Origin of the sequence: Massilia paldalensis (assembly GCF_044901715.1) — a bacterium.
In the GTDB taxonomy this organism is placed as follows: Bacteria; Pseudomonadota; Gammaproteobacteria; order Burkholderiales; family Burkholderiaceae_D; genus Telluria; species Telluria paldalensis.
The window spans coordinates 679,798-696,532 of the sequence record NZ_JBJCIU010000002.1; the positions used below are offsets into that span (position 1 = coordinate 679,798).

The window sequence follows — 16,735 nt, forward strand, 5'->3', positions numbered from 1 at the left end:
CGCATGCCTGGCGCGCTCCGGTATACTGGTGCATAATGACAAATATTGCGTCTTGTATCTTATATAAGACTCGCTGACAGCAGAGCGAACGCAACACAGGCTCTATTGTAATGGAGATCGCAGGTCCCGCCGGTCGGCGCTGCCGCGATCGACTCGCGTCCAACCGGAGACCACGATGGCTCAACATATCCAAGTTCCTGGCGACGGCCAGAAAATCACCCTCAATGCCGACGGCACCCTGAACGTGCCGGACCAGCCGATCATCCCGTTCATCGAAGGCGACGGGACGGGCATCGACATCACGCCCGTGATGCGCAAGGTGGTGGATGCGGCCGTGGCCAAGGCCTACGAAGGCAAGCGCAAGATCGCCTGGATGGAAGTGTATGCGGGCGAGAAGTCGATCCGCCTGTACGGGGAAGGGGTGTCGCTGCCCGAGGAGACGCTGGCCGCCGTGCGCGAGCACGTCGTCTCGATCAAGGGCCCGCTGACGACGCCGGTCGGCGGCGGCATCCGTTCGCTGAACGTCACGCTGCGCCAGGAACTCGACCTGTACGTCTGCCTGCGTCCGGTACGCTATTTCCAGGGCGTGCCGTCGCCGCTGCGCGAGCCGCACAAGACCGACATGGTGATCTTCCGCGAGAACTCCGAGGACATCTACGCCGGCATCGAATGGGCCGGCGGCACGCCGGAAGCGAAGAAGGTGATTGCCTTCCTGACGCAAGAAATGGGCAGCCGCAAGATCCGCTTCCCGGACAGTTCCGCGATCGGCATCAAGCCTGTCTCGCGCGAGGGCAGCGAGCGCCTGGTGCGCAAGGCGATCCAGTATGCGATCGACCACGACAAGCCGTCCGTGACCCTGGTCCACAAGGGCAATATCATGAAGTACACGGAAGGCGGCTTCCGCGATTGGGGCTATGCGCTGGCGCAAAGTGAATTCGGTGCCGAATTGATCGACGGTGGTCCATGGTGCAAATTCAAGAATCCCAAGACGGGCCGCGACATCGTCATCAAGGATTCGATCGCCGACGCCTTCATGCAGCAGATCCTGCTGCGTCCGGCCGAATACAGCGTGATCGCCACGCTGAACCTGAATGGCGACTATATCTCGGACGCTCTGGCGGCCCAGGTCGGCGGCATCGGCATCGCGCCGGGCGCGAACATGTCCGATTCGGTGGCCATGTTCGAAGCCACCCACGGTACCTCGCCCAAGTACGCGGGCAAGGATTACGTCAATCCCGGCTCCCTGATCCTGTCGGCCGAGATGATGCTGCGCCACATGGGCTGGACTGAAGCGGCGGGCCTCATCATCCGCTCCATGGAGCAGGCGATCCAGTCCAAGCGCGTCACCTACGACTTTGCGCGGCTGATGGAAGGCGCGACCCAGGTATCGTGCTCGGGCTTCGGCGATGCGATGATCGACTATATGGAAAGCGCATGAAGTAACGCGCATGAAGTGACGCGCATGCGACGGTCCGCAACCGTCGCGCATGCAGGCCCCGTGCGCAGGTGACGGGGCTTTTTTATTGGGAGGGGAGGGCAGTAAACGAAAAACCCCGCCGTAGCGGGGTTGGAGCTTCCGGAGGCGGGATTTAGGCGCCGACGATGTTGGAAGCTTGCTTGCCTTTAGGGCCTTGCGTGACTTCGAACTGGACTTTTTGACCTTCTTTGAGGGTTTTGAAGCCGGGCATATTGATTGCGGAGAAGTGTGCGAACAAATCTTCGCCGCCGTCATCCGGCGTGATGAAACCAAAACCTTTGGAATCATTGAACCATTTCACAGTACCTGTTGCCATAAAAGAACTTTCAAATGAAAACAAATCACACGAGCCATAAAAGCAAGAAGCTTTTGCCCCCTCCTCAGCCTGCTCACTTCTTATCAACAAACACATAAGTACATGTCAATAACTGCATTGTTGGTGCAATAATCCTGTAAGTCAAGCGCTTTTGAGAGCGGCTTGTAAAAATTCTCAGGCATGCGTGTTCAATGTCTCGAAAACAAGTCTTGATTTTCGCAATCGCACCGCCATCTGCGCACAGAACGGAAAACGCGTAAGATGGAAAACAAATGGGATTGGCTTGAACGTTAGTTTCCGCACACACGAAGATTGAAAGCATTCTAGAATACCCCTATGGCAACCAAGCACGATACTGAACAGCTGCTGGAGCGGCAGACCGTCAAGCCACCCCCTCTGTACCAGGTGGCGCTGCTGAATGACGACTACACGCCGATGGAGTTTGTGGTCGCCATCATCCAGGAGTACTTCAACAAGGATCGCGAGACGGCCACGCAGATCATGCTTTCCGTACACCGCCATGGGAAGGGTGTGTGCGGTGTGTTTTCCAAAGATATCGCGTGTACCAAGGTGGAGTTTGTATTAACGCATGCGCGCAAGGCAGGCCACCCCCTGCAGTGCGTGATGGAGGAAGTATGATTGCGCAGGAATTAGAAGTATCTCTACACATGGCCTTTGTCGAAGCGCGGCAGGCTCGGCACGAGTTCATCACGGTCGAACACCTGCTGCTGGCGCTGCTCGACAACCCGTCGGCCGCTGAAGTCCTGCGTGCGTGCGCGGTCAATATCGACGACTTGCGCAAGACCCTGACGAATTTCATCGGCGACAACACACCGACCGTGCCGGGCACCGGCGAGGTCGACACCCAACCGACGCTCGGCTTCCAGCGCGTGATCCAGCGCGCGATCATGCACGTGCAGTCGGCCTCGAACGGCAAGAAGGAAGTTACCGGCGCCAACGTGCTGGTGGCGATCTTCGGCGAGAAGGATTCGCACGCCGTCTACTACCTGCACCAGCAGGGCGTGACCCGCCTCGACGTGGTCAATTTCATCTCGCACGGCGTGCGCAAGGACCAGCAGATCGACAGCCAGAAGGCGTCGGAAGGCGTGGAAGAAGCGCAGGTCGAGGGCCAGACGAAGGAAAGCCCGCTGGACCAGTTCACGCAGAACCTGAACAAGGCTGCCGCCGACGGCCGCATCGATCCGCTGATCGGGCGCGAGGAAGAAGTCGAGCGCGTCATCCAGATCCTGTGCCGCCGCCGCAAGAACAATCCGCTGCTGGTGGGCGAGGCCGGTGTCGGCAAGACCGCCATCGCCGAAGGCCTGGCATGGCGCATCGTCCAGGAAGACGTCCCCGAGATCCTGCAGAATGCCGTCGTGTATTCGCTGGACATGGGCGCGCTGCTGGCCGGCACCAAGTACCGCGGCGATTTCGAGCAGCGCCTGAAGGCCGTCCTCAAGCAATTGAAGGACACCCCGAACGGCATCCTGTTCATCGACGAGATCCACACGATCATCGGCGCCGGTTCCGCCTCGGGCGGCACCCTGGACGCATCGAACCTGCTGAAACCGGCACTGGCCAACGGCCAGCTGAAGTGCATCGGCGCGACCACGTTCACGGAATTCCGCGGCGTGTTCGAGAAGGACCATGCACTGTCCCGCCGCTTCCAGAAGGTCGACGTCAACGAGCCGTCGGTCGAGCAGACCGTGCAGATCCTGCGCGGCCTGAAGTCGCGCTTCGAAGAGCACCACGGCGTGAAGTACTCGGCGTCGGCGCTGTCGACGGCGGCCGAACTGGCGGCCCGCTTCATCAACGACCGTCACCTGCCGGACAAGGCGATCGACGTGATCGACGAAGCCGGTGCGGCCCAGCGCGTGCTGCCGAAGTCGAAGCAGAAGAAGACCATCGGCAAGACCGAGATCGAGGACATCATCGCGAAGATCGCGCGGATTCCACCGCAGAGCGTCAACCAGGACGACCGCAGCAAGCTGCAGACCATCGACCGCGACCTGCGCAACGTCGTGTTCGGGCAAGACCCGGCCATCGATGCGCTGGCGTCCGCGATCAAGATGGCCCGCGCCGGCCTGGGCAAGCAGGACAAGCCGATCGGCTCCTTCCTGTTCTCCGGTCCGACCGGTGTCGGCAAGACCGAGGTGGCCAAGCAACTGGCCTTCATCCTCGGCATCGAGCTGGTGCGCTTCGACATGTCGGAGTACATGGAACGCCATGCCGTGTCGCGCCTGATCGGTGCGCCGCCGGGCTACGTGGGCTTCGACCAGGGCGGCCTGCTGACGGAAGCCATCACCAAGAAGCCGCATGCGGTGTTGCTGCTGGATGAGATCGAAAAGGCCCATCCGGACATCTTCAACATCCTGCTGCAGGTGATGGACCACGGCACGCTGACCGACAACAACGGACGCAAGGCGGACTTCCGCAACGTGATCATCATCATGACCACGAATGCGGGTGCCGAAAGCCTGACCAAGCGCTCGGTGGGCTTCGTGGATTCGAAGGCGGCAGGCGACGAGATGGCCGACATCAAGCGCATGTTCACGCCGGAGTTCCGCAACCGCCTGGATGCGATCATCAGCTTCCGCGCGCTGGACGAGGAGATCATCCTGCGCGTCGTGGACAAGTTCCTGATGCAGCTGGAAGAACAGCTGCACGAGAAGAAGGTGGAAGCCGTCTTCACGGAGAAGCTGCGCAAGTTCCTCGGCGCGAAGGGCTTCGATCCGCAGATGGGTGCCCGTCCGATGTCGCGCCTGATCCAGGACATGATCCGCAAGGCGCTGGCCGACGAGCTGCTGTTCGGCCGCCTGGTCAACGGCGGACGCGTCACGGTGGACCTGAACGAGAAGGACGACGTCGTCCTCGAGTTCCCGGAAGGCGACGTGCCGCCGCCGCCGGAGCCGGTCGAGACGGTCGAGATCGAGTAAGCGCTGCTCATGCAAGAACACGCGATCTCCGGATCGCGCGGCCCCCAGGCCGCTACGAAAGCCCGCCCCGTGCGGGCTTTTTTTCGTCCATGCAATGCGATGTTGTCTTGTCGTAAATTATTGTTTCTAAATAACATTTTCTTCATGAGGGCGTCACAAAGACTTCCTATACTGCGCACATCCCTTGAACCCAGACCTTGTTCAACATGCGCAACATGCGTTTCGACAACCTCCGTACCGGCACCAAGATCCTCGGCGCCTTCGCCGTCGTCTCCCTGGCCATCATCCTGATTTCCATCGTGTCCCTGTGGCGCATGGGCGCGGCCGACAGCACCACCCGCGACCTGGTCGACAACAAGCTGGCGCGCCAGCAGGCGACGTCGGAGCTGCTGGGCGTGACGCGCCTGAACGGCGTGCGCACCGTCAGCATCGCGCGCAGCGACAGCCTCGAACTGTCCGACTATTTCCAGGCCCAGCTCGCGCAGGGCGAAAAAGACGTCGCGGCCATCGAGGGGCGCCTGGCGAAACTGCCCGCCGGTCCCGGCGAAGTGCAGCTGGCCGCGCGCGCGGCGGCGGCACGTGCCGCCTACCTGGACGTGCGCAAGCGCGTGTTCCAGGCCAAGGAATTCGGCAAGACCCAGGAAGTCGAGCAACTGGCCGCCAACGAACTGGCCAAGACCTTCGATGCCTACACGGGCGCGCTGGAAGCGCTGCTGGCCTCCCAGACCAGCCAGGCGCATGCGCTGGCCGACGCCTCGGCGCAGGACTTCGTCACCAGCCGCAACGTGCTGCTCGCGTTCGGCGCGGCCGCGCTGCTGGTCGGCTGCGGCGCCGCCTGGCTGCTCACGCGCGGCATCGTCACGCCGCTGCGCGAAGCCGTGCGCCTGGCCGAGCGGGTGGCCGAGGGCGACCTGTGCGCGACCATCGCGCACCGCCGCGGCGACGAGATCGGCCGCATGTTCGATGCGCTGAACCACATGACGCACGGGATGTCCGCCACCGTCGTGCGCGTGCTGGACAGCGCGCGCATGATCGACCAGGCCTCTGCCGAGATGGCCGAAGGCAACCGCGACCTGTCCGACCGCACCGAGGAACAGGCCAGCAGCCTGCACGAGACGGTGCGCTCGATGGTCGAGCTGACCGACGCCGTCGAACAGAACCACGCGAATGCCAGCGATGCCAACGCGCTGGCGCTGGCCGCATCCAGCGTGGCGCGCGAAGGGGCCGATGCCGTGGCCCAGATGGTCGAGCGGATGGAGACCATCCGCGAATCGGCCGCGCGGATCGGCGACATCACGTCGATGATCGACGGGATCGCCTTCCAGACCAATATCCTGGCGCTGAACGCGGCGGTGGAGGCGGCGCGCGCCGGCGCCGAAGGACGCGGCTTCGCCGTGGTGGCCAACGAGGTGCGCAACCTGGCCCAGCACTCGGCCTCGGCGGCCAAGGAAATCAAGGCGCTGATCGGCGCCTCGACGGGCGCCATCGAGTCGGGCGCCGGCATCGCCGGTGCGGCCGGCGGCACCATGCGCCAGATCCTGGAGCGCGTGCAGCAGGTGGCCGACCTGCTGCAGAAGATCCATGCGGCCAGCGCCGAGCAGGCCACCGGCATCGCCCAGGTGCGCCGCGTGATCGACGAGATGGACCACGCGACCCAGCGCAACGCCGCCATGGTGGAAGAGGCGGCGGCGTCGGCGGATGCGATGCGGATGCAGGCGGAGCAGCTGACGGACGTGGTGGCCACGTTCAAGGTAAAGGAGGGCGTGGCGGAGGAGATGGTCGCGAACGACGCGGCGGTGAACAGGATGCCGGCGCTGGCCTTCAACTAACGCGTCGCCCCTGCGCAGGCAGGGGCCCAATTGTTCAAGCGCTGACATGACGCATGCAACATTGGGCCCCTGCCTGCGCAGGGGCGACGGTCTTTTCAGATCGCGTCCAACGCGCGCATCAGATCCGCCCTCTGGTCCTCCACATGCTCGATGCCGACCGACAGCCGGATCAAGCCATCGCCGATCCCCAGCGCCGCCCGCTGCTCCGCCGGAATCGTCGCATGCGTCATGATGGCCGGATGCTCGATCAGGCTTTCCACCCCGCCCAGGCTCTCGGCCAGCGTGAACACCTCGCACTGTTCCAGGAAGCGGCGCGCGCCGGCCAGGTCGGTGTCCAGGTCGATGGAGATGATGCCGCCGTAGCCGTGCATCTGGCGCCGCGCCAGTTCGTGCTGCGGGTGCGAGGCCAGGCCCGGGTAGTGCACCCGCTTCACCTTCGGCTGCCGTTCGAGCCAGGCCGCCAGGTCGAGGGCGTTGGCGTTGCTGCGCTCGACGCGCAGCGCCAGGGTCTTGATCCCGCGTAGCACGAGGAAGCTGTCGAACGGGCCCTGGATGGCGCCCACCGCGTTCTGGATGAAGCCCAGGCGCTCGCGCAGGGGCTGGTGGCGGTCTTCGCGGCCGACGACGGCCACGCCGCCGATCACGTCCGAGTGGCCGTTCATGTACTTGGTCGTGGAGTGCACGACGATGTCGACGCCCAGCTCGAGCGGCCGCTGGTTGATGGGGCTGGCGAAGGTGTTGTCGCACACGGTGAGCGCGCCGTGCAGGCGGCACTGGGCGGCGATGGCGCGCAGGTCGGCGAGCTTGAGCATCGGGTTGGTCGGCGTCTCGATCCACACGAGCTTCGTTTCCGGCCGCAGCGCGCCGGCCAGCGCCAGCGGGTCGGTCAGGTCGACATAGGTGAACTCGTGGCCGCTGCTCGCGCGCCGCACCCGCTCGAACAGGCGGTAGGTGCCGCCGTACATGTCGTCGCCGGCCACGATGTGGGAGCCGGCCGGCAGCAGTTCCAGCACGGCCGCGATGGCCGCCAGGCCCGAGGCGAAGGCGAAGGCCGCGCTGCCGCCCTCGATGTCGGCCACGCAGCGTTCCAGTGCCCAGCGCGTGGGGTTGTGCGAGCGGCCGTAGTCGAGGCCCTTGTGCACGCCCGGGCTGTCCTGGACGAAGGTCGAGGTCGCGTAGATGGGCGGCATGACGGCGCCCGTGCTGGGATCTGGCGCCTGGCCGCCGTGGATGACGCGGGTGGCGATGTGTTTCTTGGTGGTGTCTCGGGAATCGGTCACGTCAGAGTCCTGCGCAGGTGGTTGAGAAGGTCGAAGCGGGTGATCAGGCCGTAGAAGCGGTCGCCCTCGGCGATGACGGCGGTCAGGCCGCGGTCGAGGATGTCGCGCAGCTGCTGCATGCCGGCGGACGGCGCGAGCGTCTGCAGGTCGGATGTCATCGTGTGCGCGACCGGGGTCTGGAAGCGTTCGCGTTCGCTCGTCACATGGAGCAGGATGTCGGACTCGTCGATCAGGCCGACGAGGCGCCCCTTGTCGATCACGGGCAGCTGCGCGAGGTCGGCCGCGCGCATGCGGTTGAAGGCGGTCAGCAGCGTGTCCGTCGGCGCCACGGTGACGACTTCGCCGTCGTCGAAACGGCGCCCGATCAGGTCGCGCAGATCGCCCGTCTTCGGCCGCTGCAGCAGGCCCTGGTCGACCATCCAGCCGTCGCTGTACACCTTGGTGAGGTAGCGCGTGCCCGTATCGCACACGAAGGTGACGACGCGCTTCGGTTCGGTCTAGGCGCGGCACCACTTGAGGGCGGCCGCCAGCAGCGTGCCGGTGGAGGAGCCGGCCAGGATGCCTTCCTGGCGCAGCAGTTCGCGCGCCGTGTTGAAGCTTTCCTCGTCGCTGATGGAATAGGCGCTCTTCACGCGCGACAGGTCGGCGATGGCGGGAATGAAGTCCTCGCCGATGCCTTCCACGGCCCAGGAGCCGGACACCTCGGCCACCTTGCCCGTCTTGATGTAGTCGGCCAGGATCGAGCCCTGGGGGTCGGCCAGCACGAATTCCAGGTCCGGCTGCACCCGCGCGAAGAAGCGCGACAGGCCGGTGAGCGTCCCGGACGAGCCCACGCCGACGACGATGGCATCGATCTCGTGGCGCATCTGGTCCCAGATCTCGGGGCCGGTCGTCGTCTCGTGGGCCTGCGGGTTGGCCGGGTTGTTGAACTGGTCGGCGAACCAGGCGCCGGGGATTTCCTTGACGAGGCGGGCGGCCAGGTCCTGGTAGTACTCCGGGTGGCCCTTGCCGACGTCCGAGCGGGTCAGGTGGATCTCGGCGCCCAGCGCCTTCAGGTGCAGGATCTTTTCGGACGCCATCTTGTCCGGCACGACGAGCACGACGCGGTAGCCCTTGATGCGGGCGATGAGGGCCAGGCCCAGGCCCGTGTTGCCCGCGGTGGCTTCGACCACCGTGCCGCCGGGCTGCAGGCGGCCATCACGCTCGGCCGCCTCGATCATGGCGCGGCCGACGCGGTCCTTGATGGAGCCGCCGGGATTCTGGGATTCGAGCTTGAGGAACAGGCGGCAGGGACCGGTGTCCATGCGCGTGACCTCGACCAGCGGGGTATTGCCGATCAACGAGAACAATGCGGCTTGCGACAAGTCTTGCATGGTGCCTCCGAAAAAGCGCTGCGCTTCATGGGCGCAGCAGGCGTGCCCCGGACGCCGGATGGGCGCCCGGTCATGATGAAAAAACATGATACGGCTTTTCGGAGAGGCGTGTTTGCACGGCGTCCAGCGCCGTTCGCTCCCGGCTCAGAACATGTGGCGCATGCCGAGCGAGACCACGGAGACGTCGGCGCCGCGGTTGGTGGCCGCGGGGGCCACGGTGTTCGAGGACGAGGCGATGCCGAACACGCCCAGGCGGTTGTTGTCCACGCCGCCGTAGGTCGCGTACAGGTTGGTGCGCTTGGACATCGTGTAGGTATAGGCCAGGCCCCAGGCATTGCCGGCGGCGTCGCCCTGTTCGAAACGCTGCAGGTTCACGTACACCTTGTGCGGGCCGAACGGCATGGCGCCGCCGAGGCTGAGCTGGCGGAACTTGTCGAAGCCGACGCGATCGGTTTGCATCCAGCTGCCCTTGAGTTCCAGCTTGTGCAGGCTGTCGAAGGTGTAGCCGGCGCCGGCCGCGCTTTCCTTGTCGTCGTCGGCCGCCACGCGCCGGATCGCATGGAATGCCGCGCCCAGGTACAGGTTGTCGTGGCGGAATTCCAGGCCGGCGGCGCGGGTGTCGCCGGAGGGCGCATTCGGGGTGGCAGGCGTGACTCCCTCGCCGGCGCCATAGGCCAGCAGCAGGTTCAGGCCATGCCAGCTGGCGCTCTTGTAGTTGACCGAGTTCGCCAGGCGCCGGGTCAGGCGGTTGGCGGAGAACGCCGTCAGGTTGGTGCCGTAGAAGCCCTGGCCGGAGACGTCGCTGGCTAGCGACACGATGCCGATCGGCGAATAGTCGCGGCCCAGCGTCAGGCTGCCGAAATCGCCTTCCAGGCCGACCACGGAGCGGCGGCTGAACAGGGCGGAATCGGTCGTGCCGGTGTCGATCCCCATATTGCCTTCGAGGTTGAAAATGACTTTCAGACCATTGCCGAGGTCCTCGGTGCCGCGCAGGCCGAAGCGGCTGGCGGTCTGCTCGCCCGAGTTCAGGGCGGTCTGGCGGCCTTCCGGTCCCCCGGTGTCGCGCGAGGAAATGGCGGCGTCCAGGACGCCGTAGATCGTCACGGCGGTCTGGGCCGAGGCGAACGATGGATGGCTAGCGAGCAGGGTGGCGGCCAGGGCGGCCCCGAGGTATTTGGATTGCATGACGATTCTCCGGTAAGGGCGACGAGAGCCGGAGCGTTGGGCCAGCGAGGGCGACGCGCTCCGAACAACCGGCCATATTACCTATCCGTCGGGGAAAGTCGATTAAATATGGGCAACACTGGTCCCTTGGCAGGGGCCGCGGGCGCCACACCCCGGCCCGTGGATCAGGCCTGCGCTTTCAGGCGGCGCCACAGCGTCGTGCGGCTGATGCCCAGGTGGCGCGCGGCGGCGTCGCGCTGGCCGCCGAAGCGCGCCAGCACCTCGGCCAGGCTTTCCGGATGCGCCGCCGCGGGAGCGGCTGCGGCTGCGGTGGCCGCAGCCGGCGTCACGGCGCGGCCCAGTTCCGGCGCCAGCGACGCCAGGAAGGCCGGCGTGAGCGCCTGCAGGGGCTCGGCGGCCAGGAACAGCGCCAGGCGCTCGGCCAGGTTGCGCAGCTCGCGCACGTTGCCGGGCCAGGCATAGCCCTGCAGCAGCGGGGCGCAGGCGGCGATCTCGGCCGCCAGGTTCGGGTGGGGCCGCGCGCTCAGCGCCGCCAGCGCATTCTTCAGCGCCCATTCCGCCAGCATCGGGATGTCCTCGGCGCGCTCGCGCAGCGGCGGCAGCGCCAGGCGCAGCACGGCCAGGCGGTAGAACAGGTCGGCGCGAAAGCGTCCCTCGCGCACGCGCGCCTCCAGGTCGCAGTGGGTGGCGCTGACCACGCGCACGTCGACCGGCACGGGCCGGGTGCCGCCCACGCGCATCACTTCGCGCTCCTCGAGCACGCGCAACAGGCGCGTCTGCAGGGCCAGCGGCATTTCCCCGATCTCGTCGAGGAACAGCGTGCCGCCGTCGGCCGCCTCGAACAGGCCCGCATGGCCGCCGCGGCGCGCCCCCGTGAACGCGCCTTCCTCGTGGCCGAACAGCTCCGATTCCAGCAGCGATTCCGCGATCGCCCCGCAATTGACGGCCACGAACGGGCGGTTCGCCGCGCGGCGCGGGCTTTCGCGGTGGATCGCCTGCGCCACCAGTTCCTTGCCGGTGCCCGTCTCGCCCTGGATCAGCACCGTCGCCGGCGAGCGCGCGTACAGCACGACGGCCTGGCGCAGCGTTTCCATGGCCGCCGAATCGCCGCGCAGGTCGTTCAGGCCGCGGCGGGCGCGGCGCGCATCGCCCGCCGCGGCGTCGGCGCGGCGGCCCCGTCCCCGGCCCGCCTCCAGCCGCGTCTGGCGCGCCATCTCGAGCGCATCGTCGAAGGCGCGCCGGATCGACTCGGCCGAGTATACGAACACGGCCTGCAGGCCCGCTTCCTCGGCCAGGTCCGTGATCAAGCCGGCCCCCACCACGACCTCGATGCCGGACGCCTTCAGCTCCGCCACGGCGGCGCGCGCGTCTTCTTCCGTGACGTAGGTGCGCTGCTCGATCACGAGGCCGAACGTGGCGGCGAACTCGGCCAGTTCCGCCATCGGCTTCTGGTAATTGACGACGCCGATCCTGGCCGACAGCCGGCGCGCCCGTGCCAGCGCCTGCATCACGTCGAAGCCGCTGGCCTGGGCGACCACCAGTGGTACCGACACGCGGCCCTTCAGGTAGGCGGCATTCGAACCGGCCGCGATCACCACATCGCAGCCTTCGCTGGCCATGCGTTCGCGGATATGGCGCGCGGCCTCGTCGAAGCCCAGGTGCAGGGCCTCGATGCGGGCCAGGTGGTCGTACTCGGGCGTGATGTGGCGGAACAGTTCGGACAGGCGCGAGACGGAGACGGTCCAGATCACCGGCTTGCCGGCGTCGTCCTGGCCGGCCGCGGCGGGAAGGCGGGGGAGGGGGCTCATGTGCGCCAGTGTAATCGATCGGCACGCCGCCGTGTTTCAGCACGTTTCAGGGTGAAACACGTGAATTAGGCATTTTCCGGGCCGCCGTAAGAATCGGGTAAGGGGGCGCCACTAGGATCGACCTTAGCCATCGGCATCAGCTGGGCATACATAGATAGAATGATTGGAGACAAAGTGGACCAAGACATCGTTCAGCGGGTCAAGAACGACCCCAATTACCAACAACTCAAGGAGACGCGTTCCCGCTACGGCTGGATGCTCACCTGGGCCGTGATGATCGTGTATTACGGCTTCACCTGCCTGAATGCCTTCGACAAGCCGTTCATGGCTTCCAAGATCGGTTCCGGCGTCATGTCCTGGGGCGTGCCCCTGGGCCTGTTCGTGATCCTGTTCACCGTGGCCGTCACCGCCATCTACGTGCGCCGCGCCAATCGGGAATTCGACGCGCTGACCGAGGCGATCCAGAACAACGTCGCCGCCGTCCCGGCGCAGGCAGCCCAGCCGGTCAAGGTGCGCGCATGATGGCCCGCCTCCGACACGCCGCCCCGCTGGCGCTGCTCGCGGCCAGCAACCTCGCCCTGGCCGCGCCGGACCTCGGCCAGTCCGCCAAGCAGGCCACCAACTGGACCGCGATCATCATGTTCGCCGTGTTCGTGGTGCTGACCCTGTTCATCACCAAGTGGGCCGCGGCCAAGACCCGTTCCGCTTCCGACTTCTACACGGCCGGCGGCGGCATCTCCGGCTTCCAGAACGGCCTGGCCATCGCCGGCGACTTCATGTCGGCCGCGTCCTTCCTCGGCATCTCGGCGGCCGTGTTCGCCAACGGCTTCGACGGCCTGATCTACGCGATCGGCTTCCTGGTCGGCTGGCCCGTGCTCACGTTCCTGATGGCCGAGCGCCTGCGCAACCTGGGCCGCTTCACCTTCGCCGACGTCGCCGCCTACCGCTTCGCCCAGAAGCCGGTGCGCATGTTCGCCGCTTCCGGCACCCTCGTCACCGTGCTGTTCTACCTGATCGCCCAGATGGTCGGCGCCGGCCAGCTGATCAAGCTGCTGTTCGGCCTGGACTACTGGATCGCCGTCGTGCTGGTGGGCGTGCTGATGATGGTCTACGTGCTGTTCGGCGGCATGACCGCCACCACCTGGGTGCAGATCATCAAGGCCGTCATGCTGCTGGCCGGTACCACCTTCATGGCCTTCTCCGTGCTGGCCCTGTACAACTTCAGCCCGGAAGCGCTGTTCGCCAAGGCCGTCGAAGTGCATGCCAAGGGTGATGCCATCATGGGTCCGGGGGGCTTCATCAAGGATCCGATATCCGGCATCTCGTTCGGCATGGCGCTGATGTTCGGCACGGCTGGCCTGCCGCACATCCTGATGCGCTTCTTCACCGTCCCGAGCGCCAAGGAAGCGCGCAAGTCGGTCCTGTGGGCCACTACCTGGATCGGCTACTTCTACGTGCTCGTGTTCATCATCGGCTTCGGCGCCATCGTGCTGGTCGGCACCAATGCCGGCTTCAAGGACGCGGCCGGCAAGCTGCTGGGCGGCGACAACATGGCGGCCGTGCACCTGGCCAAGGCCGTGGGCGGCGACATCTTCCTCGGCTTCATCTCGGCCGTGGCCTTCGCGACCATCCTGGCCGTCGTGGCCGGCCTGACGCTGTCGGGCGCCTCGGCCGTGTCGCACGACCTGTACGCCACCGTCATCAAGAAGGGCCAGCCGGCCCCGGGCAGCGAGTTGCGCGTGTCGAAGATGACCACCATGGTGCTGGGCGTGATCGCCGTGCTGCTCGGTATCGTGTTCGAGAAGCAGAACGTCGCCTTCATGGTGTCGCTGGCCTTCGCCATCGCCGCGTCGGCCAACTTCCCGGTGCTGTTCATGTCGGTCCTGTGGAGCAAGTGCACGACCCGCGGCGCCACCGTCGGCGGCTTCCTGGGCCTGGCCACCGCCGTCGGCCTGACCGTGCTGTCGAAGTCCGTGTGGGTCGACGTGTTCCACAACGACGCCGCGATCTTCCCGTACACCTCGCCGGCGCTGTTCTCGATGATCGTCGGCTTCGTGGGCGTGTGGCTGTTCTCGGTCACCGACAAGAGCCCGCGCGCGGCCATCGACAAGGCCGGCTTCGAGGCGCAGGAAGTGCGTTCGGAAACGGGCATCGGCGCGTCGGCGGCATCGGCCCACTAAATCGCACCATCACCACGTCGTCCCCGCGCAGGCGGGGATCCAATTTGCGAGCGCAGCGTCAATGCCTGCATAAATTGGGTCCCCGCCTTCGCGGGGACGACGCTTTTGGGGTTGCAATCATCCCTGGTGTTTCACGTTGAAACGCATTTGAAACGCCGTCGCTGTTCCAGCGCATCCCGTTCGGCACGCAAGTGCTTGAAAATCCACCAAATCCCTGGTTCCCATGCGTTGGCACGCTACTTGCGATGTCATGGTCAAGTACCGTGCATAACCGCGTTCCACGAAAGGACACCATGACCATCCGCTCCGCTGGCGCCGCCTTCCGCCGCGCCGTCCAGGAAGAACATCCGCTGCAAGTCCCCGGCGCCATCAACGCCAACCATGCGCTGCTCGCCCAGCGCGCCGGCTACCGTGCCATCTACCTGTCCGGCGGCGGCGTCGCCGCCGGTTCGCTGGGGCTGCCCGACCTGGGCATCTCGGGCCTGGAAGACGTGCTGATCGACGTGCGCCGCATCACCGACGTGTGCGACCTGCCGCTGCTGGTCGACGTCGACACGGGCTTCGGCGCCTCCGCCTTCAACGTCGCGCGCACCGTGCGTTCGCTGATCAAGGCCGGCGCCGGCGCCTGCCACATCGAGGACCAGGTCGGCGCCAAGCGCTGCGGCCACCGTCCGGGCAAGGAGATCGTCAGCCAGGACGAGATGGTCGACCGCATCAAGGCCGCGGCCGATGCGCGCACGGACGAGGACTTTGTGATCATGGCGCGCACCGACGCGCTCGCGGTCGAGGGCCTGGACAAGGCCGTCGAGCGCGCCGTCGCCTGCGTGGAGGCGGGCGCCGACATGATCTTCCCGGAGGCGATCACGAGCTTGGACATGTACAAGCGCTTCAAGGAAGCCGTCAAGGTGCCGATCCTGGCCAACATCACGGAATTCGGCGCGACGCCGCTGTTCACGGTCGAGGAGCTGAAGGGCGCCGACGTCGACATCGTGCTGTACCCGCTGTCCGCCTTCCGCGCCATGAACAAGGCGGCGGAGCACGTGTACGGGGCGATCCGCCGCGACGGCACCCAGCAGGGCGTCGTCGACACCATGCAGACGCGCGCCGAACTGTACGATCGCATCGACTACCACCGCTACGAACAGAAGCTCGACGCGCTGTTCGCCCAGAACAAAGCCAAATAAAGGAGACGAACGATGACCGAAGCAACCTTCAAGCCGAAGAAATCGGTGGCCCTGTCCGGCGTCGCCGCCGGCAATACCGCCCTGTGCTCGGTGGGCCGTTCCGGCAACGATCTGCACTACCGGGGCTACGACATCCTGGACATCGCCGACGCCTGCGAATTCGAGGAGATCGCCTACCTGCTCGTGCACGGCAAGCTGCCCAATAGCGGCGAGCTGCGCGGCTACAAGGCCAAGCTGAAGTCGCTGCGGGGACTGCCGCAGGCCGTCAAGGCCGCGCTGGAAGCGCTGCCGGCCGGCGCGCACCCGATGGACGTGATGCGCACGGGCGTCTCCGCCCTCGGCTGCGTGCTGCCGGAAAAGGACGACCACAACGTGGCCGGCGCGCGCGACATCGCCGACCGCCTGATGGCCTCGTTCGGCTCGATGCTGCTGTACTGGTACCACTTCAGCCACAACGGCAAGCGCATCGAGGTCGAGACGGACGACGATTCGATCGGCGGCCATTTCCTGCACCTGCTGCACGGCCACGCGCCGCAGCAGGAGTGGGTCAAGGCGATGCACACCTCGCTGATCCTGTACGCCGAGCACGAGTTCAATGCCTCGACGTTCACGGCGCGCGTGATCGCCGGCACCGGCTCCGACATGCACTCGGCCATCACGGGCGCGATCGGCGCGCTGCGCGGGCCGAAGCACGGCGGCGCCAACGAGGTGGCGCTGGACATCCAGAAGCGCTACGAGAACGCGGACGAGGCGGAAGCCGACATCCGCAACCGCGTGGCCAACAAGGAAGTCGTGATCGGCTTCGGCCACCCCGTGTACACGATCTCGGACCCGCGCAACAAGGTGATCAAGGAAGTGGCGCGCACGCTGTCCCAGCAGGGTGGCTCGATGAAGATGTTCGACATCGCCGAGCGGCTGGAATCCGTGATGTGGGAAGTGAAGAAGATGTTCCCGAACCTGGACTGGTTCTCGGCCGTCTCCTACCACATGATGGGCGTGCCGACGGCCATGTTCACGCCGCTGTTCGTGATCTCGCGTACCTCCGGCTGGGCCGCGCACGTGATCGAGCAGCGCATCGACAACAAGATCATCCGCCCGAGCGCGAACTACGTGGGGCCGGAAGACCTCGCGTTCGTGCCGCTGGCGGAACGGAAGTAATCACACGGA

At 65.9% G+C, this 16,735-nt stretch carries 12 protein-coding genes and 1 pseudogene; 8 read left to right on the top strand and 5 right to left on the bottom strand.

Annotated elements, in window-relative coordinates; translation table 11 throughout:
- Nucleotides 1-175: 175 nt before the first annotated feature.
- A complete protein-coding gene (gene icd, locus ACI1V7_RS12760) occupies nucleotides 176-1,438 on the top strand; it encodes an NADP-dependent isocitrate dehydrogenase (RefSeq protein ID WP_404532126.1) in 1,263 nt (420 codons plus the stop codon).
- Nucleotides 1,439-1,589: 151 nt separating this feature from the next.
- On the opposite strand, the gene ACI1V7_RS12765 is transcribed toward icd, so the two are convergent.
- Nucleotides 1,590-1,793, bottom strand: coding sequence for a cold-shock protein (locus ACI1V7_RS12765; protein WP_290411651.1), 204 nt, complete (start codon nucleotides 1,791-1,793; stop codon nucleotides 1,590-1,592).
- Nucleotides 1,794-2,129: 336 nt separating this feature from the next.
- Between ACI1V7_RS12765 and clpS the strand changes: the two genes are divergently transcribed.
- The 3 genes from clpS (at nucleotide 2,130) to ACI1V7_RS12780 (ending at nucleotide 6,558) form a co-directional block, all read left to right on the top strand.
- Nucleotides 2,130-2,432: an ATP-dependent Clp protease adapter ClpS gene (gene clpS / locus ACI1V7_RS12770; RefSeq protein WP_027864722.1), complete on the top strand. Its 303-nt coding sequence runs from the start codon at nucleotides 2,130-2,132 to the stop codon at nucleotides 2,430-2,432.
- Nucleotides 2,429-4,729, top strand: a complete 2,301-nt coding sequence (gene clpA, locus ACI1V7_RS12775; RefSeq protein ID WP_404532127.1) for an ATP-dependent Clp protease ATP-binding subunit ClpA — start codon at nucleotides 2,429-2,431, stop codon at nucleotides 4,727-4,729. The genes clpS and clpA overlap by 4 nt, the downstream gene beginning before the upstream one ends.
- Nucleotides 4,730-4,944: 215 nt before the next feature.
- Complete coding sequence (locus tag ACI1V7_RS12780; protein WP_404532128.1) at nucleotides 4,945-6,558, top strand: methyl-accepting chemotaxis protein; 1,614 nt, start codon at nucleotides 4,945-4,947, stop codon at nucleotides 6,556-6,558.
- A gap of 95 nt (nucleotides 6,559-6,653) precedes the next feature.
- Here ACI1V7_RS12780 and ACI1V7_RS12785 read toward each other — a convergent pair whose 3' ends face one another.
- The 4 genes and pseudogenes from ACI1V7_RS12785 to prpR form a co-directional block, all read right to left on the bottom strand.
- Complete coding sequence (locus ACI1V7_RS12785) at nucleotides 6,654-7,838, bottom strand: trans-sulfuration enzyme family protein (protein ID WP_404532129.1); 1,185 nt, start codon at nucleotides 7,836-7,838, stop codon at nucleotides 6,654-6,656.
- Nucleotides 7,835-9,211 (bottom strand): annotated as a pseudogene (locus ACI1V7_RS12790) (pyridoxal-phosphate dependent enzyme). Before ACI1V7_RS12790 ends, ACI1V7_RS12785 begins: the two are co-directional and overlap by 4 nt.
- 144 nt (nucleotides 9,212-9,355) lie before the next feature.
- Nucleotides 9,356-10,396: a porin gene (locus ACI1V7_RS12795; protein WP_404532130.1), complete on the bottom strand. Its 1,041-nt coding sequence runs from the start codon at nucleotides 10,394-10,396 to the stop codon at nucleotides 9,356-9,358.
- 164 nt (nucleotides 10,397-10,560) lie between these two features.
- A complete protein-coding gene (gene prpR, locus ACI1V7_RS12800; protein ID WP_404532131.1) occupies nucleotides 10,561-12,204 on the bottom strand; it encodes a propionate catabolism operon regulatory protein PrpR in 1,644 nt (547 codons plus the stop codon).
- A gap of 174 nt (nucleotides 12,205-12,378) precedes the next feature.
- On the opposite strand from prpR, the gene ACI1V7_RS12805 reads away from it, so the two are divergent.
- From ACI1V7_RS12805 to prpC, 4 genes are all read left to right on the top strand, one after another.
- Complete coding sequence (locus ACI1V7_RS12805) at nucleotides 12,379-12,726, top strand: DUF485 domain-containing protein (RefSeq protein WP_404532132.1); 348 nt, start codon at nucleotides 12,379-12,381, stop codon at nucleotides 12,724-12,726.
- On the top strand, nucleotides 12,723-14,384 hold the full coding sequence (locus ACI1V7_RS12810; protein ID WP_404532133.1) for a cation acetate symporter: 1,662 nt from the start codon (nucleotides 12,723-12,725) through the stop codon (nucleotides 14,382-14,384). Before ACI1V7_RS12805 ends, ACI1V7_RS12810 begins: the two co-directional genes overlap by 4 nt.
- 293 nt (nucleotides 14,385-14,677) lie before the next feature.
- A complete protein-coding gene (prpB, locus tag ACI1V7_RS12815; protein ID WP_404532134.1) occupies nucleotides 14,678-15,568 on the top strand; it encodes a methylisocitrate lyase in 891 nt (296 codons plus the stop codon).
- Between the two features lie 12 nt (nucleotides 15,569-15,580).
- Entirely contained in the window at nucleotides 15,581-16,726 is a 1,146-nt protein-coding gene (prpC, locus tag ACI1V7_RS12820) for a bifunctional 2-methylcitrate synthase/citrate synthase (RefSeq protein WP_404532135.1), read from the top strand.
- Nucleotides 16,727-16,735 lie beyond the last annotated feature (9 nt).